Here is a 23,938-nt window from a genome sequence, read left to right as displayed (position 1 = left end):
TCCTTGATAAGTCGGGTTTGGCCTCCACGTATCCCAATGACCAACCAGCGGCTATATAAGCCGAAGGCACCCAGGTCATCGTGTCGACACGTGTGTGGATTTAAGCTTACGGGGTCATCCCCGGAAAGCGGCGCATTTTATACCACAGCAAGGGCGAAAACGGAACACGGATTCTGAAATCCCTGTGGCGAGGGGATTTATCCCCGTTGGCGCGCGTAGCGGCCCCCAAACCAGGCAGCGCGGTGTATCTGATCGATTGAGTCGTCTGGTGCAGGGCTGCTACGCAGCCCAGCGGGGATAAATCCCCTCGCCACAGAGTTCCAGGCTATAGGGTTCTTTGTGCTAATCGTCTGTTAGAATCGCCTCTTTCAGGGCCACGCGAGTCATCATCCGCCGCCCATTTCGTTTTGAACAGCGCCGTCGGGCGCAGAGAGAGCCTGTATGACCGTTACCCTCAAGACGCCCGAGGACATCGCCAAAATGCGTGTCGCCGGCAAACTCGCCGCCGAAGTGCTGGAGATGATCGCCGACTACGTCAAGCCGGGCGTGACCACCGAAGAGCTGGACCGCATCTGCCACGACTACATCGTCAACGAGCAGAAAGCCATCCCCGCCCCGCTCAACTACAAAGGCTTCCCGAAGTCGATCTGCACGTCGATCAACCACGTGGTCTGCCACGGCATCCCCAACGAAAAACCGTTGAAGGATGGCGACACCCTGAACATCGACGTCACCGTCATCAAGGACGGCTATCACGGCGACACCAGCCGCATGTTCCATGTCGGCAACGTACCGGAGTGGGCCCAGCGCCTGTCCAAGGTCACCCAGGAATGCATGTACATGGCCATCGAACTGGTGAAACCGGGCTGCCGCCTGGGCGACATCGGCGAAGTGATCCAGAAGCATGCGCAGAAGAACGGTTTCTCGGTGGTGCGCGAGTTCTGCGGCCATGGCATCGGCAAGGTGTTCCACGAAGAACCGCAGATCCTGCACTACGGCCGCGCCGGCACCGGCATGGAACTGCAGGCGGGCATGACCTTCACCATCGAGCCGATGATCAACCAGGGCCGCGCCGACACCAAGGTGCTGGGCGACGGCTGGACCGCCATCACCAAGGACCGCAAGTTGTCGGCCCAGTGGGAACACACCCTGCTGGTCACCGAGACCGGCTACGAAATCTTCACCCTGCGCAGCGATGACACCATTGCGCGCGTTTCCGCCTGATCCGTACCCAGCTATAGATCCAACAGATATAGATAGAAAGGAAAGCCATTCAATGCCGCAGGTGGATCCCGAACTCTTCGACCGCGGCCAGTTCCAGGCTGAACTGGCCCTGAAGGCAAGCCCCATCTCGGCATTCAAGAAGGCCATCCGCCAGGCCCACGAAGTGCTCGACCAGCGCTTTCGCAATGGCCGGGACATTCGTCGGCTGATCGAGGACCGCGCCTGGTTCGTCGATAACATCCTGCAAAAGGCCTGGGAGCAGTTCGATTGGAGCGAGGATGCCGACATCGCCCTGGTGGCGGTGGGCGGCTATGGGCGCGGCGAGCTGCACCCCTACTCCGACATCGACCTGCTGATCCTGCTGGACAGCGCCGATCATGAAATTTTCCGCGACTCCATCGAGCGCTTCCTGACGCTGTTGTGGGACATCGGCCTGGAAGTCGGCCAGAGCGTGCGTTCGGTGCAGGAATGCGCCGACGAGGCCCGCGCCGACCTGACAGTGATCACCAACCTGATGGAAAGCCGCACCGTTGCCGGCCCCGAGCACCTGCGCCAGCGCATGCTCGATGTCACCAGCACGGCGCACATGTGGCCCAGCAAGGACTTTTTCCTGGCCAAGCACGCCGAGCAGAAGGCCCGTCACCACAAGTACAACGACACCGAATACAACCTGGAACCCAACGTCAAGGGCTCGCCCGGCGGGCTGCGGGACATCCAGACGATCCTGTGGGTCGCCCGCCGCCAGTACGGCACGCTGAACCTGCGCGCCCTGGCCGGGGAAGGTTTCCTGGTGGAAAGCGAAAACGCCTTGCTGGCCTCGTCCCAGGAATTCCTGTGGAAGGTCCGCTACGCCCTGCACATGCTCGCCGGGCGCTCCGAGGACCGCCTGCTGTTCGATCACCAGCGCTCCATCGCCGGACTGCTGGGTTTCGAGGGGCAGGACGCCAAGCAATCCATCGAAAACTTCATGCAGCAGTACTACCGGGTAGTGATGAGCATCGCCCAGCTCAGCGAACTGATCATCCAGCACTTCGAGGAAGTCATCCTCGCCCCGGAGGACGAAGAACCGCCGCTGCCGATCAACTCACGTTTTCAGTTGCACGACGGCTACATCGAAGCGCGTAACGCCAACGTGTTTCGCCGCACGCCCTTCGCCATGCTCGAGATTTTCGTGCTCATGGCCCAGCAGCCGGAAATCAAGGGTGTACGCGCCGATACCATCCGCCTGCTGCGGGAAAACCGTCATCTGATCGATGAAGATTTCCGTCACGACATCCGCAACACCAGCCTGTTCATCGAGCTGTTCAAATGCAAGATCGGCGTGCACCGCAACCTGCGCCGGATGAACCGCTACGGGATCCTCGGGCGCTACCTGCCGGAGTTCGGCTTCATCGTCGGGCAGATGCAGCACGACCTGTTCCACATTTATACGGTCGATGCCCACACGTTGAACCTGATCAAGCACCTGCGTAAGTTGCAGTACACCCAGGTGTCGGAGAAATTCCCACTGGCCAGCAAGCTCATGGGCAAGCTGCCCAAGCCCGAGCTGATCTACATGGCTGGGCTGTACCACGACATTGGCAAGGGCCGCCAGGGCGATCACTCCGAGATCGGCGCGGTGGACGCCGAGGCGTTCTGCCAGCGCCATCAACTGCCCCTGTGGGACAGCCGGCTGATCGTCTGGCTGGTGCAGAACCATTTGGTCATGTCGACCACCGCCCAGCGCAAGGACTTGTCCGATCCACAGGTCATCCATGACTTCGCCCAGACCGTTGGCGACGAAATCCGCCTGGATTATCTCTATGTGCTGACCGTCGCCGATATCAACGCCACCAACCCGACCCTGTGGAACTCCTGGCGCGCCAGCCTGTTGCGCCAGCTCTACACCGAGACCAAGCGGGCCTTGCGCCGCGGCCTGGAAAACCCGGTGGACCGCGAAGAACAGATCCGTCGCACCCAAAGCGCAGCCCTGGACATCCTGGTCCGCGGCGGCACCGACCCGGACGATGTCGAGCAGCTCTGGTCGCAATTGGGCGATGATTACTTCCTGCGCCACACCGCCGGCGACGTGGCCTGGCACAGCGACGCGATCCTGCAGCAACCGGCCGATGGCGGGCCGCTGGTGCTGATCAAGGAAACCACCCAGCGTGAGTTCGAGGGCGGTACGCAGATCTTCATCTACGCCCCGGACCAGCACGACTTCTTCGCGGTGACGGTGGCGGCGATGGACCAGCTCAACCTCAACATTCATGACGCCCGGGTCATTACGTCCACCAGCCAGTTCACCCTCGACACCTACATCGTGCTCGACACCGACGGCGACTCGATTGGCGACAACCCGGCGCGGGTCAAGCAGATTCGCGACGGCCTCACCGAGGCCCTGCGCAACCCGGCGGACTACCCGACCATCATCCAGCGCCGGGTGCCGCGCCAGCTCAAGCATTTCGCCTTTGCCCCCCAGGTGACGATCCACAACGACGCCCAGCGCCAGGTCACGGTGCTGGAACTCAGCGCGCCGGATCGCCCGGGCCTGCTGGCGCGGGTCGGCCATATCTTCCTGGAGTTCGACCTGTCGCTGCAAAACGCCAAGATCGCCACCCTCGGCGAACGGGTGGAAGACGTATTTTTCATTACCGACGCTCACAACCAGCCGTTGTCCGATCCGCAACTGTGCAGCCGCTTGCAGGAAGCGATCGTGCAGCACCTGAGCGTCAACCAGGAACCTGATGCCCACCTGACACGCATCAGCATCTGAATCAACAAATTTCCCCCTGTGGGAGCGAGCTTGCTCGCGATGGCGTCGGAACATCCAGATTGATGTTGCCTGAGCCACCGCTATCGCGAGCAAGCTCGCTCCCACAAGGACCGCGCCCACATTGACGAGGCCCTCAATGAACAACGCTCTGAACCAGCTCCAGCCCTACCCGTTCGAAAAACTCCGCGCCCTGCTCGGCAGCGTCACCCCCAACCCGGACAAGCGCCCAATCGCTCTGTCCATCGGCGAGCCCAAGCATCGCTCGCCAAGCTTCGTGGCCGAGGCCCTGGCCAGCAATCTGGAAAAGATGGCCGTGTACCCGACTACCCTCGGCATCCCGGAGCTGCGTGAAGCCATCACCGGCTGGTGCGAGCGCCGCTTCAATGTGCCAAGCGGCTGGCTCGACCCGGCGCGCCACGTGCTGCCGGTCAATGGCACCCGTGAAGCCCTGTTCGCCTTCACCCAGACCGTGGTCAACCGGGGCGACGACGCCTTGGTGGTCAGCCCGAACCCGTTCTACCAGATCTACGAAGGCGCGGCGTTCCTGGCCGGGGCCAAGCCGCACTACCTGCCGTGCCTGGACGCGAACGGCTTCAACCCGGATTTCGATGCCGTCTCGCCGGACATCTGGAAACGCTGCCAGATCCTGTTCCTGTGCTCCCCGGGCAACCCGACCGGTGCGCTGATCCCGGTGGATGTGCTGAAGAAACTCATCGCCCTGGCGGATGAATATGACTTCGTCATCGCCTCGGACGAGTGCTACAGCGAACTCTACTTCGACGAACAAACCCCGCCGCCAGGCCTGCTCACCGCTTGCGTCGAACTCGGTCGCAAGGACTTCAAGCGCTGCGTGGTCTTCCACAGCCTCTCCAAGCGCTCCAACCTGCCCGGCCTGCGCTCCGGTTTCGTGGCGGGTGACGCGGACATCCTCAAGGGCTTCCTGCTGTATCGCACCTACCACGGCTGCGCGATGCCGGTCCAAACCCAACTGGCAAGCATTGCCGCGTGGAACGACGAAGTGCACGTCCGCGCCAACCGCGCGCTGTACCGGGAAAAGTTCGACGCCGTGCTGGAAACCCTCAGCCCAGTGCTGGACGTGCAACGCCCCGATGGCAGCTTCTATCTGTGGCCGAACGTGGCGGGCGACGACGCAGCGTTTTGCCGTGACCTGTTCGAACAGGAGCACGTGACCGTCGTGCCGGGTTCCTACCTCTCCCGCGACGTGGACGGCGTCAACCCAGGCGCCGGCCGCGTGCGCATGGCCCTGGTCGCGCCATTGGCCGAATGCGTGGAAGCGGCGGAGCGAATCCGCGCGTTCATCCAGCGTCGGGGTTGATGGCCATATCGAGGGCTGTTGTGGCGAGGGAGCTTGCTCCCGCTGGGCTGCGTAGCAGCCCCAACAACGTCTATACCGACCGAGTCACTTAGAATGAACAAGCACATCGGATCTGACTTTGACGACTTTCTCGCCGAGCAAGGCATCGCAGAAGAGGTTTGCGTAACGGCCTTCAATCGCGTCATTTCTTGGCAGATGACCGAGGCAGATGACGCGTCAGAAAGTGATCAAAAAGGTCCTGACACAGCGGATGCTCAGTAGTCGCACCGCTGTTGGCCGAACACTGAATCAGAACGATGCGGGAATGACGCTGGCAACGCCTGCTAGCGCGGCACGTGCGTTGGGTCAGAGAGTGGAAGTGTGTCTGGTTCCTGAGCAGGAAGAGGCTCACGCATAAGCGCTGTTGCCTCAGCGCTGTTGTGGCGAGGGAGCTTGCTCCCGCTGGGCCGCGTAGCGGCCCCAAAGCAATCAACTCAATCTGCCTGACATATCGCGCTGCCCGGTTTCAGGGCCGCTTCGCAGCCCAGCGGGAGCAAGCTCCCTCGCCACAGGGGTTTGGTGTCGCCCCCCATATCTGTAAACACCACAAATACCCTGTGGGAGCGAGCTTGCTCGCGAAAGCGGTGGTTCAGCTTGCATTCATGTTGGATGGGCCTACGTCTTCGCGAGCAAGCTCGCTCCCACAGTGGATGGGTGTTGTTCACAAAACAGGTGATCGGCACCAGATCCTGTGGAAGCAAAGCTTGCTCGCGATGAGGCCGGCATTTATTACATCAAGTCCGAAGCTCTACCCGATCCAGGCACTTGTTCGCCAACAACATCCCCAACTCAATCATCTGGGCCACCCCCAACGCTACATGTCGTCGCGAGCCGTCCTGATCGAAGGCAAGGTCATTGAGCATCGCATTGGCCGAAGCCAGGGTTTCGCTGAGGTTGGCCAGCAACACTTCGGTGTCGATACCGTCAGCAACAGTGAATAACTGCACTGAGGGCTTGGGTTCTGACTTGCTGTCCTCAGGTTTGAGATATTGATCCAGCACACGGTCAGCGGCTTCTTGCAGCTTTTCGGGGGCGTAATCGCCGTAAGGGAAGGTGGAGGCAGGTTTTGGTGGATTTTGGGGTTCTTTGTTCATCGAATTGCTTGCTCCCTAGAGCTGAAGATGTAAAGACCTGCACTTGGATTGTGCACAAGCCCGTGCCCCTAGAGATGTTCGGATTCTCACGTCCGGTCGCTGAATTGGCAGCGACACCCAGAGGCTAGAGCCCTCGCTTCCGACGGACAACCTTAAAAACTTGTCGGAAACTTCGGTGCGTCTGACAGACGACAATCTGTCTGCTCAGACAAGAAATGACATAAAACGTACCGCGAACGCCAAGCCTTTGATTTCGCTAACGTTGTACACCGACAGACCTCATTTAACCCTGTTACGAGGGTTCAAGCTGGCTTGAATTCGCTATCGCCGGTAGCCATAATCGACCCCGTCACCAGCGAGAGCTGGCAGGAGTCTGGGTCCCTCTCGGGGTTGACCCAGCGGCGCAGAAAGGGCGAAGCAAGCTCAACTGCGTGTCGATTGAAGCCGCCTTCGGGCGGCTTTGCTTTTTCATGAGGATAAGGAATGCCTCTTTATTACCATCCCAAGCAAGGTGATGTTCTTCTTTGCGACTTCACGCGGGGCTTTGTTGCGCCTGAAATGTTGAAGATCCGCAAGGTGGTGGTGATCTCCCCCACTGTCACACATAGTCGCAAGCTCTGTACCGTGGTACCGATTTCCTCCACAACGCCACAGACTCAGCAGGACTGGCATCACCTGCTCCGCACCAATCCCCTCCAGTCCGATGGCTACAAAGAACTGTGGGTAAAGTGCGACATGATCTATACCGTGAGTTTTGAACGTCTGGATAAGCTACACAGAAAGACTCGATCCAAGGGTCGAGAGTACTTTGTTCCTCGCCTGGGCTCTGAAGACATGCAAGGCGTGATCACCGGTGTGAAGGCTTACCTTCCGCTCTGACCCAGCCTCTAATGATCAACTCCAGATTTCACCTCGCTCCGAACGCAATAAGCGTTACACATCCGGCAACAGCTCGCCGTTGAAGTGCCATATTAACCGCCTAGCATGGGCCTGGCCGTTGTACCAATGTCGCAGCTTGCCCTGTGGAATGAGCCTGTGGGAGCAAAGCTCGCTCGCGATGAACGATGGCACAGTGTTGCAGTTGAACCGTGTCGCCGGTATCGCGAGCAAGCTTTGCTCCCACAAGCTCGCTCCCACAGGTTTTGCTGCACATAAACCTGGGCCGCCGCGAAACCGTCCGGTCATGGCATAATCCTTCACCTTTTATTTCCAGCACCTGCAAAGGGGGCAGTTCCTTGACCGATTCAAGCAAAACGTTGCACCTTTTCGGCATCAAAGCCTGTGACACGATGAAAAAGGCGCGCACCTGGCTCGATGATCACGCTGTGCACTATGACTTTCACGATTACAAGACCGCCGGCATCGACCGTGAGCACCTGACCCAATGGTGCGACGAGCATGGCTGGCAAGTGGTGTTGAACCGTGCCGGTACGACCTTTCGCAAACTCGACGACGAACGCAAAGCCGATCTCGACCAGACGAAAGCCATCGAACTGATGCTCGCCCAACCCTCGATGATCAAGCGCCCGGTGCTCGATCTCGGTGACCGAACCCTGATTGGCTTCAAGCCAGATATTTATGCGGCAGAGATCAAGTAAGCCTGCCCAGTCCATTTTGTAGAGGTAATTTCATGTCCACTACCCTGTTCAGCCTGGCCTTCGGCGTCGGCACCCAAAACCGTGAAGGCGCCTGGCTGGAGGTGTTCTACGCACAGCCGATGCTCAAGCCGTCGGCTGAGATCGTTGCCGCTATCGCGCCGATCCTGGGCTACAGCGAAGGCAACCAGGCCATCACCTTCACCACCGCCCAGGCCTCGCAATTGGCTGAGGCACTCCGGAACGTCGATGCCGCGCAGGCCAAGCTGCTGACCCGCCTGGCCGAAAGCCACAAGCCACTGGTCGCCACCCTGCTGGCCGAAGATGCCCAACTGAGCTCCACGCCTGAGGCCTACCTCAAGCTGCACCTGTTGTCCCATCGCCTGGTCAAGCCCCACGGCCTGAACCTGGCCGGCATTTTCCCGCTGCTGCCGAACGTGGCCTGGACCAGCCAGGGCGCGATCGACCTGGCCGAACTGGCCGAGCACCAGCTCGAAGCCCGCCTGCGCGGCGAGCTGCTGGAAGTGTTCTCGGTGGATAAATTCCCGAAAATGACCGACTACGTTGTCCCGGCCGGCGTGCGTATCGCCGATGCCGCGCGCCTGCGCCTGGGCGCCTATGTGGGCGAAGGCACCACGGTCATGCACGAAGGGTTCGTCAACTTCAACGCCGGCACCGAAGGCCCGGGCATGATCGAAGGCCGTGTCTCGGCGGGCGTGTTCGTCGGCAAAGGCTCGGACCTGGGCGGCGGTTGCTCGACCATGGGCACCCTGTCGGGCGGCGGCAACATTGTGATCAAGGTGGGCGAAGGCTGCCTGATCGGCGCCAACGCCGGCATCGGTATCCCGCTGGGCGACCGCAACACCGTGGAGTCGGGCCTGTACGTGACCGCCGGCACCAAAGTGAAGCTGCTGGACGAAAATAACCAACTGGTGAAAGTGGTCAAGGCCCGCGACTTGGCCGGCCAGCCCGACCTGTTGTTCCGCCGCAACTCCGAAACCGGTGCAGTGGAATGCAAGACGCATAAGTCGGCCATCGAGCTGAACGAAGCACTGCACGCTCACAACTAAGCTTCACTCCCTCACCTGTGGGGGCGAGCTTTTTTTGTGGGAGCAAAGCTTGCTCCCACAAAAAAAGCCAGCTCCCACAGGGTCCGGCGTAACTCCAGCAGGGCCCGAAAGCATGTTGATCCAATCCCCTTGGCGCGCCGACTTCCCGGCCATCGCCGCCCTGCAACGGCAAGGCCAGACCTACCTGGACAGCGCCGCCACCACGCAAAAACCCCAAGCCCTGCTGGACGCCCTGACGCACTATTACGCCAACGGCGCGGCCAACGTGCACCGTGCGCAACATTTGCCCGGAGCGCTGGCCACCCAGGCATTCGAAGACAGTCGCCTCAAGGTTTCGCAATGGCTCAACGCGAGGGACTGCGGACAGATCGTTTTCACCCATGGCGCCACTTCGGCGTTGAACCTGCTCGCCTACGGACTGGAACATCTGTTCAACCCTGGCGATGAAATTGTTGTCAGCGCCCTGGAGCATCACGCCAACCTGTTGCCTTGGCAGCAACTGGCCGAGCGTCGCGCGTTGAAGCTCGTAGTGCTGCCGCTGGATGCCGATGGGGTGATCGATACCCATGCCGCCGCCGAGCTGATCGGGCCGCGCACGCGCTTGCTGGCCGTGAGCCAGTTATCCAACGTCCTCGGCACCTGGCAGCCATTGCCGGCATTGCTGGCGATGGCCAAGGCGCAAGATGCGCTGACGGTGATCGATGGCGCCCAGGGTGTCGTCCATGGCCGCCACGATGTGGAAGCACTGGGCTGCGATTTCTATGTATTTTCCAGTCACAAGCTGTACGGCCCCGAAGGCCTGGGGGCGTTGTTCGGTCGCACCGAAGCGCTCAGCAAACTGCGTCACTGGCAATTTGGCGGCGAAATGGTCCAGCAAGCCGATTACCACAGCGCCACCTTCCGCCCGGCGCCGCTGGGTTTCGAGGCCGGCACACCGCCCATCGCCAGCGTGATTGGCCTGGGGGCGACACTCGACTACCTGTCCGGTCTCGACGGGCAAGCGGTCATCGACCATGAAACAGCGTTGCACGACTATTTGATTAGCGGCCTGCTGGCGCGCAACGGCGTGCGCCTGGTCGGCAACCCACGCCTGGCCCTGGTCAGCTTCGTGGTCGAAGGTATCCACAACGCCGACCTGGCGCACCTGCTGACCGAGCAAGGCATCGCCGTGCGCGCCGGGCATCACTGCGCAATGCCGCTGTTCAAGCATTTGAAGCTGTCCGGGGCGATTCGGGTGTCGCTGGCGCTGTACAACGACTCCGCCGATCTCGAACGTTTCTTCGAAGCCCTGGACCAGGCCTTGGAGATGCTGCGATGAGCCTGCCCGCCGACGCCCTCACCGCATTGCAGATTTTTCGGGAAGCCTCCAGCTGGGAACAACGGGCCCGTCTGCTGATGCAATGGGGCGAACGCCTGCCGCCCCTGAGCGACGCCGACCAGTGCGAGGCCAACCTCGTCCACGGCTGTGAGAGCCAGGTGTGGTTGGTGGGTCGCTTGCACGACGGGCACTGGCAGTTTTCCGCCAGCAGCGATGCGCGGTTGATCCGAGGGCTGGTGGCGTTGTTGCTGGCGCGGGTCAATGGCTTGTCCGCTGATGAGTTGCAGCAGGTGGATTTGTCGGATTGGTTCAATCAGTTGGGGTTGTCGCGGCAGCTGTCGCCGTCGCGCAGCAATGGCTTGAATGCGGTATTGAAGCGGATGTTTGAGCTGACGCAATAACTGTGGCGAGGGAGCTTGCTCCCGCTTGAGTGCGAAGCGCTCATGAAAATGGGGACTGCTGCGCAGTCCAGCGGGAGCAAGCTCCCTCGCCACAGGTTCACCACTCCCTTAGTGAGCAGCGTTGCATTACTGCCCGGGCTTGACCCGATCCGCCGGCCGTCGCACACCCGCCACGATCTTATCCACAGCCTTGGTCGCCGCGACCATGCCGAACGTCGCCGTGACCATCATCACCGCGCCAAACCCACCCGCGCAGTCGAGCTTGACGCCGTCACCGACAAAACTCTTTTGCAGGCAAATGCTGCCGTCCGGCTTCGGGTAGCGCAGTTGTTCGGTAGAGAACACGCAAGGCACGCTGTAGTGGCGGGTCACGGTGCGGGAAAAGCCGTAGTCGCGGCGCAAGGTGGAGCGCACCTTGGAGGCCAGCGGATCGTTGAACGTACGGTTCAAGTCGCAGACCTGGATCAGCGTCGGGTCGATCTGCCCACCCGCGCCTCCGGTGGTGATGATCTGGATCTTGCGGCGCTTGCACCAGGCGATCAGCGCGGCCTTGGCGTTGACGCTGTCGATGCAGTCGATCACGCAATCGATGTTCGGCGTGATGTACTCGGCCATGGTGTCGCGGGTGACGAAGTCCGCCACCGCGTGCACCGTGCAGTCGGGGTTGATCCCGCGCAGTCGCTCGGCCATGACCTCGACCTTGGGCTTGCCGACGGTGCTGTCCAGGGCGTGCAACTGACGGTTGGCGTTGCTCACGCAGACATCGTCCAGGTCGAACAGCGAAATCTCGCCCACGCCGCAACGGGCAATGGCTTCCGCCGCCCAGGAACCGACGCCGCCGACGCCGACAATCGCCACATGGGCCGCCCGCAGGCGCTCCAGGCCTTCGATGCCATACAAACGGGCGATGCCGGCAAACCGTGGATCTTCTGTACTCATGACCATTACCCCAAAAACCGGCGCGCATTATAGGGCTTTGCCGTGGCAATTCGAGCTGTTCGCGAATCGAATCCCACCAATTTCCCCTTGTGGGAGCGAGCTTGCTCGCGATGGCGTCAGTCCAGTCAATAGAGTATCGACTGATCCACCGCCATCGCGAGCAAGCTCGCTCCCACAGGTTTTGTGTTCCACCTGTCCCCCGCCAGGGGCCCATGAGGGTCGTTTTGCTATAAGATAACCGCCATTTTGTAAGCGTCGGCCGAATACCATCCAACGGTCGAACTCAGGACCTGTGGGAGCGGGCTTGCTCGCGAAGGCGTCATCACTGACGCTAAGAGCTTCGCGAGCAAGCCCGCTCCCACAGGGACTGCGATCTCCTTTCCAGCTTCCGGAGTTTTTCATGACGGCCCACGCCGACCTCTCGCCGACCCTGCAACTCGCCTGCGACCTGATCCGCCGTCCGTCCGTGACGCCGGTGGATGCCGATTGCCAAAACATCATGATGCAGCGCCTGGGCGACGCCGGTTTCAAGCTTGAGCCGATGCGCATCGAGGATGTGGATAACTTCTGGGCCAGCCATGGCAAGCATGACGGCCCGGTGCTGTGCTTCGCCGGGCACACCGACGTGGTGCCGACCGGTCCGGTGCAGGCCTGGCAGCTCGACCCGTTCGATGCGGTCATCGACGAACAGGGCATGCTCTGCGGTCGTGGCGCGGCGGACATGAAAGGCAGCCTGGCGGCGATGGTCGTGGCGGCCGAGCGGTTCGTCGCCGATTACCCGGATCACAAGGGCTCGCTGACTTTCCTGATCACCAGCGATGAAGAAGGCCCGGCCCACCACGGCACCAAAGCCGTGGTCGAACGCCTCAAGGCCCGCCAGGAACGACTGGACTGGTGCATCGTCGGCGAGCCGTCGAGTACCACGTTGGTGGGCGACGTGGTCAAGAATGGTCGTCGCGGCTCCCTCGGCGCGAAGCTGACCGTACGCGGCAAGCAAGGCCACGTGGCTTATCCACACCTGGCGAAGAACCCGATCCATCTGGCCGCGCCGGCCCTGGCTGAATTGGCCGCCGAGCACTGGGACCACGGCAACGATTTCTTCCCGCCGACCAGTTTCCAGATCTCCAACCTCAACTCCGGCACCGGTGCGACCAACGTGATCCCCGGTGACCTGGAGGCGGTGTTCAATTTCCGCTTCTCCACCGAATCCACCGTCGAAGGCCTGCAACAGCGCGTCGCCGATATCCTCGACAAGCATCAACTGGACTGGCACATCGACTGGGCCTTGTCCGGCCTGCCATTCCTCACTGAGCCGGGTGCCTTGCTGGACGCCGTGTCGTCGAGCATCAGGGACGTGACCGGCCGCGAGACCAAAGCCTCCACCAGCGGCGGCACGTCCGACGGTCGTTTCATCGCCACCATGGGCACGCAAGTGGTAGAACTGGGGCCGGTCAACGCGACCATCCACCAAGTCAACGAGCGTGTGCTGGCCGCCGATCTCGACGTGCTCACCGAGATCTACTACAAGACGCTGATCAAGTTGCTCGCCTGATGCTCGCCTGCCCGATCTGCAGTGAACCGCTGAACGCAGTGGACAACGGCGTGGTGTGCCCGGCCGGGCATCGGTTCGACCGTGCGCGGCAGGGTTACCTGAACCTGCTGCCGGTGCAGCACAAGAACAGCCGCGACCCTGGCGACAACCAGGCGATGGTCGAGGCTCGCCGCGACTTTCTCAACGCCGGGCATTACGCCCCGGTCGCCCGGCGCCTGGCCGAGTTGGCCGCCGAACGCGCGCCTGGGCGCTGGCTCGACATCGGTTGCGGTGAAGGCTACTACACCGCGCAAATTGCCGAAGCGCTGCCCAATGCCGATGGCTATGCCTTGGACATCTCCCGCGAAGCAGTCAAACGAGCCTGCAAGCGTAACCCGCAACTGACCTGGTTGATCGCCAGCATGGCCCGGGTGCCACTGGCGGACGGCTGTTGCCAGTTCCTGGCCAGCGTTTTCAGCCCGCTGGACTGGCAGGAGGCCAAGCGCTTGCTCAGCCCCGGCGGCGGACTGATGAAAGTCGGCCCCACCGCCGGTCACCTGATGGAATTGCGCGAGCGTCTCTACGACGAAGTGCGCGAATACACCGACGATAAGCACCTGGCTCTGGTACCACCGGGCATGGAGCTGGATCACAGCGAAACCCTCGAATTCAAACTGGTGCTCACCGATGGCCAGGACCGCGCCAACCTGCTGGCGATGACGCCCCATGGCTGGCGCGCCAGTGCCGAACGCCGTGCCAGCGTGATCGAGCAGGCCGAGCCGTTCGAAGTCACGGTGTCGATGCGCTACGATTATTTCATTCTTCAATAATGACCTTTAGGCCTCGGGCAATCGCCTGGGGCCAGTTAAATCCGCGAATGGATTTTTCAAGACCGCAGCGAGGACATCCATGCGCCAACCCGATATCGAGATTTACCTGAAGGACGCCGACGTCGACCACAAGGCCATTGCCAACTGGCTCGGCCAGGCCCTGGGCCCTTGCAGCGACTGGGTACAGAAAGGCCAGACCTACAAGTGCAAGGCCGGCAACATCCCGGTGACCTGGCTGCCCAAGGCCGTGGGCAAATGGAACAGCCTGTACCTGGAAAGCGACCAGACCCCGTGGGAAGACGACATCGCCTGCGCCCGCGCCGCCTTCGCCGCGCTGAACGTCGAAGTGCGCTGCGCGCCTGGCTCCTGGGTGGAAGAAGAAGGAGAAGAATCGGCGGACCGCTGGATTCGCATCAGCACCGATGGGGAAGAAGAGATTACCTGGAAGACGGCGTAACGCTGACTCCCAGCCCACCGAAGCCCCCTGTGGGAGCGAGCTTGCTCGCGATAGCGGTCTGCCTGAGACGGTGATGTTGAATGTAACGCCGTCATCGCGAGCAAGCTCGCTCCCACAGGGGATATGTGGTGGGCACGAACTATGTGGCACCCCATTCAAAACTGTGGGAGCAAGCTCGCTCCCACAATGGGTTTTGTATAGCTAGCAAATGCGGGTTACAACCCCACCACATCCTCAGCCTGCAAGCCCTTCTGCCCTTCCACCACCGCGTACTCGACCTGCTGGCCTTCAGTCAGTGAACGGTGGCCTTCGCCGCGAATCGCGCGGTAGTGCACGAATACATCCGCGCTGCCTTCACGCTGGATGAAGCCGTAACCCTTCGCGTCGTTGAACCACTTCACACTGCCGGTTTCCCGTGCTGCCATGATGCTCACTCCCATCTCTTATTATTAAGTCGGCTTTTCCCGCCCAACCGCAAAAGTCAAAGCCGCACGAACCCAAGCCACCGTCCGACCGTCCATGGAGAAGGCCGGAGCAGTAACCGGCCGAGTATATGACACCCGGAAAAACTCTCAACTGACTTTACTTCGGCGCTTTTTTGCCGATTTTCGATGAATCCGGCACACTAGCGGGCCCGAGCAGCCGCTCGGTTTTATTCACTCATGCAGAAGCCGTATGACCCGCTCCCCGTTCCGCCGTCTTGTGTTTGGCACCCTGCGCCGACTGTTGTACCTCTGGGTTCGCTCCGAGACGATCAACCAGTCGTCCTTCACCCTCAACCTCGACCGCAGTCGTCCGGTGTTCTACGTCCTGCAAGATCCATCGCTCACCGACCTGGCGGTGCTCGACACCGAATGCACCAAGGCCGGCCTGCCCCGTCCGGTGCTGCCGGTCTCGGTGGGCAACCTGCTGGAGCCGGCGGCGTTTTTCTACCTGACGCCAGCGCCAGACTGGATCGGGCGCCAGGACAAGCGCGGTGCGCCGCCCACCCTGACGCGGCTGGTCGACGCCCTGACCCACAACGCCGCCGAGGATGCACAGATCATCCCGGTCAGCGTGTTCTGGGGGCAGTCGCCGGACAGCGAATCCAGCCCTTGGAAACTGTTGTTCGCCGACAGCTGGGCCGTTACCGGGCGCCTGCGTCGCCTGCTGAGCATCATGATCCTGGGGCGCAAGACCCGCGTGCAATTCTCCGCGCCGATCCACCTGCGCGAATTGATCGAACACGACAAGGGCCACGAACGCACCGTGCGCATGGCCCAGCGGATCCTGCGGGTGCACTTCCGCAATCTGAAGGCGGCGGTCATCGGCCCCGACATTTCCCACCGACGTCATCTGGTCAAGGGCCTGTTGAACCAGCCGCTGGTCAAGCAGGCGATTGCCGAGGAAGCCGAGCGGGAAAAGATCTCCCCGGAAAAAGCCAAGGCCCAGGCCCTGCGCTACGGCAACGAGATCGCCTCGGACTACACCTACACCGCGATCCGTTTCCTGGAAGTGGTGCTGAGCTGGTTCTGGAACAAGATCTACGACGGCATCAAGGTCAACCACATCGAAGGCGTGCAGAACGTCGCCCAGGGCCACGAAGTCATCTATGTGCCGTGCCACCGCAGCCACATCGACTACCTGCTGCTGTCATACCTGCTGTTTCGCAACGGCCTGACGCCACCGCACATCGCTGCCGGCATCAACCTCAACATGCCAGTGATCGGCGGCCTGCTGCGCCGTGGCGGGGCGTTTTTCATGCGCCGCACCTTCAAGGGCAACCCGCTTTACACCGCGGTGTTCAACGAATACCTGCACACGCTGTTCACCAAAGGCTTTCCGGTGGAATACTTCGTCGAGGGCGGTCGTTCGCGCACCGGGCGCATGCTGCAACCCAAGACCGGCATGCTCGCCATCACCCTGCGCAGCTTCCTGCGTTCGTCACGCATGCCCATCGTCTTCGTGCCGGTCTACATCGGTTATGAACGGGTACTGGAAGGCCGTACCTACCTGGGCGAACTGCGCGGGGCCAGCAAGAAAAAAGAATCGATCTTCGACATCTTCAAGGTCATCGGCGCCCTCAAGCAGCGCTTCGGCCAGGTGGCGGTGAACTTCGGCGAACCCATCAAGCTGGCGGAATTCCTCGACAGCGAACAACCGGATTGGCGCCAACAGGAATTGGGCCCGCAATTCAAACCGGCCTGGCTCAACGCGACCACCCACCGCCTCGGCGAACGCGTGGCCCGGCACCTGAACGAAGCCGCGGCCATCAACCCGGTCAACCTCGTCGCCCTGGCGCTGCTGTCCACCAGCCGCCTGGCCCTGGACGACCACGCCATGGCCCGGGTGCTCGACTTGTACCTGGCGTTGTTGCGCAAAGTCCCGTACTCGCCCCACACCACCCTGCCCGAAGGCGATGGCCAAGCGCTGATCAAGCACGTCAAAGGCATGGACCTGCTGTCGGAACAGAGCGATGCCCTGGGCAAGATTCTGTACCTGGACGAGCAGAACGCGGTGCTGATGACCTACTACCGCAACAACGTGCTGCACATCTTCGCCCTGCCGGCGCTGCTGGCGAGCTTCTTCCAGAGCAGCTCGCGCATGAGCCGCGAACAAATCCTGCGCTACACCCATGCGTTGTACCCGTACCTGCAATCGGAGCTGTTCATTCGCTGGTCGCTGGAAGAACTGGACGGCGTGGTCGATCAGTGGCTCGACGCGTTCGTCGAACAGGGCCTGCTGCGTTTCGAAAACGACCTGTACCTGCGTCCGGCGCCAAGTTCGCGGCACTTCGTGCTGCTGACGTTGCTGTCGAAAAGCATCGCCCAGACCTTGCAGCGCTTCTACATGACCGTCTCGCTGCTGCTCAACAGCGGCCAGAACACCGTCAGCGCCGAAGAACTGGAAGACCTCTGCACCGTCATGGCCCAGCGCCTGTCGATCCTGCATGGCCTGAATGCGCCGGAGTTCTTCGACAAGAGCCTGTTCCGCCACTTTATCCAGACGATGCTCGACCTCGACGTGCTGCGCCGCGACGAGGCGGGCAAACTCAGCTACCACGAGCTGCTGGGGGAACTGGCCGAAGGTGCGGCCAAGCGCGTGCTGCCGGCGGAAATTCGCCTGTCGATCCGCCAGGTGGCGTTGCATCGCAGTGAAGACGCGGCGGAAGTTGCCGTCAGCCCCAACCTTTGAGGGATGCCGATCACTCACCGTGAACCATGGAACGGTTCCGGTGAGTGAGTGGGTCAATCCCCAGGCGTACTCCGACGTTGCGCAGCGGCCAAAGTGACGTCAAACGAAGAAAGGACCTACAGAGAACTTTGGAGCAGCTCTCTAGGATGGGCTTACGTCAATCTCGACGTATTGAAAAGGAATTCAACATGAACCTGCATACCATCACCGCAACCATTCACCTGCCAGACGGCTATCAACCTCCTGGAAATGGCAGCACTTACGTGACTCTCACAACGCCTCGTACATCCGCCGGTATCGGCTCCAACCAAGCGCCGAAAACGCCATGGATCGTCACCTTCACCGTTGACAGCGACGTTGCTGGCCCAGAGGAAGAGTTTACTGTGAGCGCGCGAATCGACGGCTACGCTCCCACTTCCCTGTCTGCCGAGCATACCTTCACCTGGAATGGCGGCGATCAGGAAGTTGATGTCCAGCTTTCAGCGCAATGACTGTAGCGAAGTGCAAGACAGCTGCATTCTTCCGATTAGCCATTGAAACCGGTCATCCGATCGCGCCCAACATCTGAGTCGTTACGTTTCGGCTGGATTTTTGGTGCCGAATCCTCCAGATTCTCTTTGGCGCCAGCGTGTTGCTGGCGTCAAAGGAAAGGTACTTCCACATGAAAAAATGTCTTCTGCTTGCATTCACTTCACTGCTGGCCGCGTGCCAATCATCAACGCCACCCGCCGCCCCCGTCGCGTCCCTCGATGGCGAAGTCTTCTATCTGCAACGCATCGCCCTGCCGCCCAACGCCACCTTGAGCGTGAGCCTGCAGGACGTTTCCCTGGCCGACGCTCCCGCGGTGGTGCTCGATGAGCAGAGCGGCCCGGTCAAAGGCCAGGTCCCGTTGCCGTTCCACCTCAGTTATGATGCCAACCAGGTCAAGCCCGGCCATCGTTATGCCGTGAACGCCCGCATCGAAGTGGACGGCCAGTTGCTGTTCATCACCACTGAACAGCATACGGTCCAACTCGATGGCAAAGATCCGCAGCCGTTGAAGATTCGCGTCAACGCCGCACGCTGATTCCTTTTAAATTCCATCAAGGAAGCTGCCATGCTCCGCCCTACCCTTCGTTTCACCGGCCTGTGTGCCGGCCTGTTGATCTGCGCCAATGCCATGGCCCTGTCCTTGGGCGACCTGTCGCAACAAGATGCCACGGGTGGCCTCAAGGACGCCTTGACCCAAGGCGCGCAGGTGGCGGTCAAGCAACTCGGTACTCCCGGCGGCTTCAGCAACAACCCGGACGTGAAGATCGAACTGCCAGGCAAGCTGGGCAAAGTTGCCAGCAAGATGAAGGCCTTCGGCATGGGTGAGCAGGTCGATCAACTGGAAACCAGCATGAACCAGGCCGCCGAAGCCGCGGTGGTCCAGGCCCAGCCGATCCTGGTCAATGCCGTGAAGAACATGAGCGTGAGCGATGCCAAGGGCATCTTGAGTGGTGGCAACGACTCGGCCACGCAATACCTGAACAAGAGCAGCCGCGAGCAGATCCGCGCCAAGTTCCTGCCCATCGTCAAGCAAGCCACCGACAAGGTCGGCCTAGCCCAGCAATACAATGCCTTCGCCGGCCAGGCCGCCACTTTCGGCGTGCTGGATGCCAAGAGCGCCAACATCGAAAACTACGTGACCGAACAGGCGCTGGACGGTTTGTTCGAAATGATCGGCAAGCAGGAAGCCACCATTCGCCAGAACCCGGCGGCTGCGGCGACCAGTTTGGCGAAGAAAGTGTTCGGTACGCTCTAAGCCAAGCGCAAAAACCCTGTGGGAGCGAGCCTGCTCGCGATGAATACACTGTCTATCTGACAAACCACGATCCTGTGGCGAGGGAGCTTGCTCCCGCTGGGCTGCGCAGCGGCCCCAAGCTTTTGCGGTTGCTGCGCAACCGAGCGGGAGCAAGCTCCCTCGCCACAGGTTAGGTGTACACCTGTTGATCAGGTTTTCTTGACCCTGAACCACGCCGCATACAACGCCGGCAGGAACAACAGCGTCAACGCCGTGGCCACGATCAGGCCGCCCATGATCGCCACCGCCATCGGGCCGAAGAACAAGCTGCGCGACAGCGGGATCATCGCCAGCACCGCTGCCAGAGCGGTGAGCACGATGGGGCGGAAGCGCCGCACCGTGGCTTCGATGATCGCCTGCCAAGGCGCCAGCCCTGCCTTGATGTCCTGCTCGATCTGGTCCACCAGGATCACCGAGTTGCGCATGATCATCCCCGACAGCGCAATGGTGCCCAGCATGGCGACGAAGCCGAACGGCTGGCGGAACACCAGCAGGAACAGCGTGACGCCGATCAATCCCAGGGGCGCCGTAAGGAACACCATGGCCGTGCGTGAGAAGCTGCGCAGTTGCAGCATCAGCAGCGTCAGCACCACCACGATGAACAACGGCACACCGGCATTCACCGATTTCTGGCCACGGGCCGAATCCTCCACCGTACCGCCCACTTCCAGCAGGTAACCGTCCGGCAGCTCGGCGCGAATCGGGTCCAGGGTCGGGAAGATCTGTTGCACCAGGGTCGCCGGTTGTTCCTTGCCGTAGATATCGGCCCGCACGGTCACGCTCGGCAGCCGATTGCGGTGCCAGATCACGCCCTCCTCGAAACCGTATTCCAACGTCGCGATCTGCGACAAGGCCACGCTCTTGCCGTTGTCGGTCGGCACCGCCAGGCTCGGCAGCAACGACAGCTCGGTGCGCTCATGCACCGTACCGCGCAGCAGGATCTCGATCAGTTCGTTGTCTTCCCGGTACTGGCTGACGCTGGAGCCGGTGAGGGAGCTGCGCAGGAAACTCGCCAGGTGGGTGGTGCTGACGCCCAGGGCCCGGGCGCGGTCCTGGTCAACGTTGAGGTACACCACCTTGCTCGGCTCCTCCCAGTCCAGGTGCACATTGACCACGTAGGGGTTTTCGCGAACTTTTGTCGCCACTTTCCGCGCCAGGGCCCGGACTTCTTCGATGTGCTCACCCGTGACGCGGAACTGCACCGGATAGCCGACCGGCGGGCCGTTTTCCAGGCGCGTGACTCGCGAGCGCAGGGTCGGGAATTGCTCGTTCAGGGTCGAAATCAACCAACTGCGCAACGGCTCGCGATCTTCGATGGTCTTGGCCAGCACCACGAACTGGGCGAAGCTGGAGGCCGGCAGCTGTTGATCCAGGGGCAAGTAGAAGCGCGGTGAACCGGTGCCGACGTAGGCCACATAGTTGTCGATGCCGGCATGGTCCTTGAGCAGCGCTTCCAGGCGCTTGACCTGCTCGGCGGTATTGCTCAGGGAGGCGCCTTCCTGCAGCTTCAAGTCGACCATCAGCTCCAGCCGCCCCGATGCCGGGAAGAACTGCTGCGGCACGAAACGGAACAACGCCACCGAGCCGACAAACAACAGCACGGTCAGCAGGATGACGGTTTTGCGCCGACGCACACACCACTCCACCATCCGCCGGACACGCTGATAGAACGGCGTGCCGTAAGGGTCGGTCTGGCCGTCAGTCGTGCCATGTTTAGCCGCGTGAATTTTCGCCAGGTCCGGCAGGAGCTTTTCCCCCAGGTACGGTACGAACACCACGGCAGCCACCCAAGAGGCCAGCAATGCCAGTGTCACCACCTGGAAAATCGAACGGGTGTATTCGCCGGTGCCCGATTGCGCGGTGGCGATCGGCAGGAAGCCCGCCGCCGTGATCAAGGTACCGGTGAGCATCGGGAATGCGGTGCTGGTCCAGGCGAAGCTGGCCGCCTTGATCCGGTCGAAGCCCTGCTCCATCTTGATCGCCATCATCTCCACGGCAATGATCGCGTCGTCCACCAGCAGCCCCAGGGCCAACACCAGCGCACCGAGGGAAATCTTGTGCAGGCCGATCCCCAGGTAATACATGGCGGCGAAGGTCATCGCCAACACCAGAGGAATCGCCAGGGCCACCACCATCCCGGTGCGCAGCCCGAGGGAGAAGAAGCTCACCAGCAACACGATCGTCAGTGCTTCCACCAGCACCTGGACGAACTCACCGACCCCGGTTTTCACCGCCGCCGGCTGGTCCGACACCTTGTGCAATTGCATGCCGGCCGGCAGTGAGTTCTGGAGGCGAGCAAAGTCGACCTCAAGGGCCTTGCCCAGAATCAGGATATCCCCGCCTTGCTTCATCGCCACGGCCAGGCCAATGGCGTCTTCGCCCATGAAGCGCATGCGGGGCGCCGGCGGGTCGTTGAAACCGCGACGCACGTCCGCCAGGTCGCTGATACGGAACGTACGATCGCCGACCCGGATCGGGAAGTTGCGGATCTCTTCCACGGTCTGGAAATTCCCCGAGACCCGTAGCTGCAAACGCTCGCTGCCGGTTTCGAAGAAGCCGGCGGTGGAAACCGTGTTCTGCTCTTCAAGGGCCTGCTGGACCGCCGCCAAGGGCAGGCCGAGGGTCGCCAGCTTAACGTTCGACAACTCGATCCAGATCTTCTCGTCCTGCAAACCGATCAGTTCGACCTTGCCCACATCCTTGACCCGCTGCAGCTGGAGCTGGATGCGATCGGCGTAGTCCTTGAGCACGGCATAGTCGAAGCCTTCGCCGGTCAGCGCGTAGATATTGCCGAAGGTGGTGCCGAATTCATCGTTGAAGTACGGCCCTTGGACATCCGGCGGCAAGGTGTGGCGGATGTCGCCGATCTTCTTGCGCAACTGATACCACAGCTCGGGAATCTGCGCCGAATGCATGGAATCACGCGCCGCGAAAGTCACTTGGGATTCCCCCGGGCGGGAGAACGAGACGATCTTTTCGTAATCGCCGGTTTCCATCAGCTTTTTTTCGATACGCTCGGTGACTTGGCGCGACACTTCCTCGGCCGTCGCCCCCGGCCACACGGTGCGAATGACCATGGCCTTGAAGGTGAACGGCGGGTCTTCGCTCTGGCCGAGCTTGGTGTAGGAAAGCGCCCCGACAATGGCCAGCAACAGCATCAGGAACAGTACGATCTGGCGGTTACGCAACGCCCATTCGGAAAGATTGAAACCCATTGGGATTACTCCTTGGCCGCCAGGTTGACCACGCGGTTGGAGCGATCCACCGGCCGCACCTGCTGGCCGTCGAGGAGCACATGTATGCCAGCCGCCACCACCCAGTCATTGGCGCTCAAGCCTTCGAGCACCGGCACGGTTTTTTCGCCGAAGGCACCCACGCGCACCGGGGCTTTCCTGACCGTGTTGTCCGGGTTGACGACCCAGACGTAGGTGGCGCCATTCTCGGCAGTGAGGGCTGATAGCGGCACTGACAGCGGCGCCTTTTCAGCCGTCTGGATAAACACCCGGGCACTTTGGCCCAGCTCCGCCGGAACACTGCCGGCGGTGAAGGCCACGCGGGCGGCGAAGGTGCGGGACTTGGGGTCGGCGGCCGGGGACAGCTCACGAATCCGCCCGCTGAAGCGCTGGTCAGGCTGGCTCCACAACTCGACCGACACCGGCTGGCCGATCTTGAACCGGCCAAAGCCCTGTTCCGGCAGGCTGATCAGCACTTCACGCTCGCCATCGGTGGCCAGGGTGAAAACGGTTTGTCCCGCCGAAACCACCTGCCCGACTTCCACCGAACGCCGGGCCACCACGCCATCCTGGGGCGCACGCAGCACCGAATAGCTGGCCTGGTTGTTGGCGACATCGAACTCGGCCTTGATCTGCTTGAGCCGTGCGGTGCCGGAGCGGTAGAGGTTTTCGGCGTTGTCGTATTGGGAGCGGCTGACCATCTGCCGCTCCATCAAGGTCTTGTAGCGGTCACGTTCGGCGCGGACCAGGTTCAGGTTGGCCTCGGCGGCAGCGACCTGGGCACGGGTCGCTTCCAGTTGCAGGCGCACGTCCTCGGGGTCGAGCTCGGCCAGCGGTTGATTGGCCTTGACCCGCTGCCCCTCTTCCACCAGTCGTCGGCTCACCTTGCCGCCAATGCGAAAGGCCAGTTCAGGCTCGAAACGTGCTCGCACTTCGCCAGGGTAACTGTCCATCGCCTGGGCCGACGGCTCAGGCTTGACCACCATGGCGGGACGCACGGCGACGGGCACCGGCTCGTCATGACCGCACGCAGACAATAAAAAAGCCAGGGCGACTGGCATGGCGAGGGGCAGGGCATAGCGGAACATGGCGAGTGACCTTTCGCTAATGATGCTTG

At 61.6% G+C, this 23,938-nt stretch carries 20 protein-coding genes and 1 pseudogene; 16 read left to right on the top strand and 5 right to left on the bottom strand.

All coding sequences use genetic code 11. The features are described 5' to 3' along the window. Positions 1-441: 441 nt before the first annotated feature. The 4 genes and pseudogenes from map to ACLH0I_RS06495 all read left to right on the top strand — a co-directional run bounded on the left by map (position 442) and on the right by ACLH0I_RS06495 (position 5,712). Positions 442-1,224, top strand: a complete 783-nt coding sequence (gene map, locus ACLH0I_RS06510; protein ID WP_053118843.1) for a type I methionyl aminopeptidase — start codon at positions 442-444, stop codon at positions 1,222-1,224. Positions 1,225-1,276: 52 nt separating this feature from the next. Continuing rightward, on the top strand, positions 1,277-3,979 hold the full coding sequence (locus ACLH0I_RS06505; RefSeq protein ID WP_411386605.1) for a [protein-PII] uridylyltransferase: 2,703 nt from the start codon (positions 1,277-1,279) through the stop codon (positions 3,977-3,979). A 136-nt stretch (positions 3,980-4,115) separates the two neighbouring features. Next, the gene (gene dapC / locus ACLH0I_RS06500) at positions 4,116-5,315 is read left to right on the top strand and encodes a succinyldiaminopimelate transaminase (RefSeq protein WP_411386604.1); all 1,200 of its coding nucleotides are present in this window, start codon (positions 4,116-4,118) and stop codon (positions 5,313-5,315) included. 93 nt (positions 5,316-5,408) lie between these two features. Then, a pseudogene (locus ACLH0I_RS06495) lies at positions 5,409-5,712 on the top strand (Fis family transcriptional regulator). 376 nt (positions 5,713-6,088) lie between these two features. On the opposite strand, the gene ACLH0I_RS06490 reads toward ACLH0I_RS06495, so the two are convergent. Continuing rightward, complete coding sequence (locus ACLH0I_RS06490; RefSeq protein ID WP_250965969.1) at positions 6,089-6,448, bottom strand: DUF6124 family protein; 360 nt, start codon at positions 6,446-6,448, stop codon at positions 6,089-6,091. Positions 6,449-6,931: 483 nt separating this feature from the next. On the opposite strand from ACLH0I_RS06490, the gene ACLH0I_RS06485 reads away from it, so the two are divergent. The 5 genes from ACLH0I_RS06485 (at position 6,932) to ACLH0I_RS06465 (ending at position 10,832) form a co-directional block, all read left to right on the top strand. Then, positions 6,932-7,327: a type II toxin-antitoxin system PemK/MazF family toxin gene (locus ACLH0I_RS06485; protein ID WP_411386603.1), complete on the top strand. Its 396-nt coding sequence runs from the start codon at positions 6,932-6,934 to the stop codon at positions 7,325-7,327. Positions 7,328-7,683: 356 nt separating this feature from the next. Then, positions 7,684-8,046: an ArsC family reductase gene (locus ACLH0I_RS06480; RefSeq protein WP_186728925.1), complete on the top strand. Its 363-nt coding sequence runs from the start codon at positions 7,684-7,686 to the stop codon at positions 8,044-8,046. A 32-nt stretch (positions 8,047-8,078) separates the two neighbouring features. Then, positions 8,079-9,113 carry a 2,3,4,5-tetrahydropyridine-2,6-dicarboxylate N-succinyltransferase gene (gene dapD / locus ACLH0I_RS06475; RefSeq protein ID WP_186705492.1) on the top strand — a complete coding sequence of 345 codons (1,035 nt, stop codon included), beginning with the start codon at positions 8,079-8,081 and terminating at the stop codon, positions 9,111-9,113. Between the two features lie 112 nt (positions 9,114-9,225). Beyond that, positions 9,226-10,431 carry an aminotransferase class V-fold PLP-dependent enzyme gene (locus ACLH0I_RS06470; RefSeq protein WP_411386602.1) on the top strand — a complete coding sequence of 402 codons (1,206 nt, stop codon included), beginning with the start codon at positions 9,226-9,228 and terminating at the stop codon, positions 10,429-10,431. Beyond that, positions 10,428-10,832 (top strand): SufE family protein, encoded by a 405-nt coding sequence (locus ACLH0I_RS06465; RefSeq protein WP_411386601.1) that lies wholly within the window; start codon positions 10,428-10,430, stop codon positions 10,830-10,832. The genes ACLH0I_RS06470 and ACLH0I_RS06465 overlap by 4 nt, the downstream gene beginning before the upstream one ends. Before the next feature lie 126 nt (positions 10,833-10,958). Here the strand turns inward: ACLH0I_RS06465 and tcdA are convergent, their stop codons facing one another. Next, positions 10,959-11,777 carry a tRNA cyclic N6-threonylcarbamoyladenosine(37) synthase TcdA gene (tcdA, locus tag ACLH0I_RS06460; RefSeq protein ID WP_030139502.1) on the bottom strand — a complete coding sequence of 273 codons (819 nt, stop codon included), beginning with the start codon at positions 11,775-11,777 and terminating at the stop codon, positions 10,959-10,961. Positions 11,778-12,171: 394 nt separating this feature from the next. Between tcdA and dapE the strand changes: the two genes are divergently transcribed. From dapE to ACLH0I_RS06445, 3 genes are all read left to right on the top strand, one after another. Then, entirely contained in the window at positions 12,172-13,323 is a 1,152-nt protein-coding gene (dapE, locus tag ACLH0I_RS06455; protein WP_411386600.1) for a succinyl-diaminopimelate desuccinylase, read from the top strand. Beyond that, the gene (locus ACLH0I_RS06450) at positions 13,323-14,132 is read left to right on the top strand and encodes a putative RNA methyltransferase (protein WP_411386599.1); all 810 of its coding nucleotides are present in this window, start codon (positions 13,323-13,325) and stop codon (positions 14,130-14,132) included. Before dapE ends, ACLH0I_RS06450 begins: the two co-directional genes overlap by 1 nt. A gap of 79 nt (positions 14,133-14,211) precedes the next feature. Beyond that, complete coding sequence (locus tag ACLH0I_RS06445) at positions 14,212-14,589, top strand: hypothetical protein (RefSeq protein ID WP_250963596.1); 378 nt, start codon at positions 14,212-14,214, stop codon at positions 14,587-14,589. A gap of 215 nt (positions 14,590-14,804) precedes the next feature. On the opposite strand, the gene ACLH0I_RS06440 is transcribed toward ACLH0I_RS06445, so the two are convergent. After that, entirely contained in the window at positions 14,805-15,014 is a 210-nt protein-coding gene (locus ACLH0I_RS06440) for a cold shock domain-containing protein (protein ID WP_207965472.1), read from the bottom strand. Between the two features lie 250 nt (positions 15,015-15,264). Here ACLH0I_RS06440 and plsB point away from each other — a divergent pair, with 250 nt between their 5' ends. The 4 genes from plsB (at position 15,265) to ACLH0I_RS06420 (ending at position 19,549) form a co-directional block, all read left to right on the top strand. Continuing rightward, a complete protein-coding gene (plsB, locus tag ACLH0I_RS06435) occupies positions 15,265-17,763 on the top strand; it encodes a glycerol-3-phosphate 1-O-acyltransferase PlsB (protein ID WP_411386598.1) in 2,499 nt (832 codons plus the stop codon). A gap of 188 nt (positions 17,764-17,951) precedes the next feature. Beyond that, positions 17,952-18,254 (top strand): hypothetical protein, encoded by a 303-nt coding sequence (locus ACLH0I_RS06430; RefSeq protein WP_250963598.1) that lies wholly within the window; start codon positions 17,952-17,954, stop codon positions 18,252-18,254. A 170-nt stretch (positions 18,255-18,424) separates the two neighbouring features. After that, the gene (locus ACLH0I_RS06425) at positions 18,425-18,829 is read left to right on the top strand and encodes a YbaY family lipoprotein (RefSeq protein WP_411386597.1); all 405 of its coding nucleotides are present in this window, start codon (positions 18,425-18,427) and stop codon (positions 18,827-18,829) included. A 30-nt stretch (positions 18,830-18,859) separates the two neighbouring features. After that, positions 18,860-19,549: a DUF4197 domain-containing protein gene (locus tag ACLH0I_RS06420; RefSeq protein ID WP_186705483.1), complete on the top strand. Its 690-nt coding sequence runs from the start codon at positions 18,860-18,862 to the stop codon at positions 19,547-19,549. A 188-nt stretch (positions 19,550-19,737) separates the two neighbouring features. On the opposite strand, the gene ACLH0I_RS06415 is transcribed toward ACLH0I_RS06420, so the two are convergent. Continuing rightward, on the bottom strand, positions 19,738-22,803 hold the full coding sequence (locus tag ACLH0I_RS06415; RefSeq protein WP_411386596.1) for an efflux RND transporter permease subunit: 3,066 nt from the start codon (positions 22,801-22,803) through the stop codon (positions 19,738-19,740). Positions 22,804-22,808: 5 nt separating this feature from the next. Continuing rightward, a complete protein-coding gene (locus ACLH0I_RS06410; protein ID WP_186705481.1) occupies positions 22,809-23,909 on the bottom strand; it encodes an efflux RND transporter periplasmic adaptor subunit in 1,101 nt (366 codons plus the stop codon). Between the last annotated feature and the right edge of the window lie 29 nt (positions 23,910-23,938).

The organism is Pseudomonas sp. MPB03, from assembly GCF_046605385.1.
Taxonomy (GTDB): Bacteria; Pseudomonadota; Gammaproteobacteria; order Pseudomonadales; family Pseudomonadaceae; genus Aquipseudomonas; species Aquipseudomonas zanjanensis.
The sequence above is the reverse complement of the archived record's forward strand: the minus strand, read 5'-3'. Positions and strand labels throughout refer to the sequence as shown.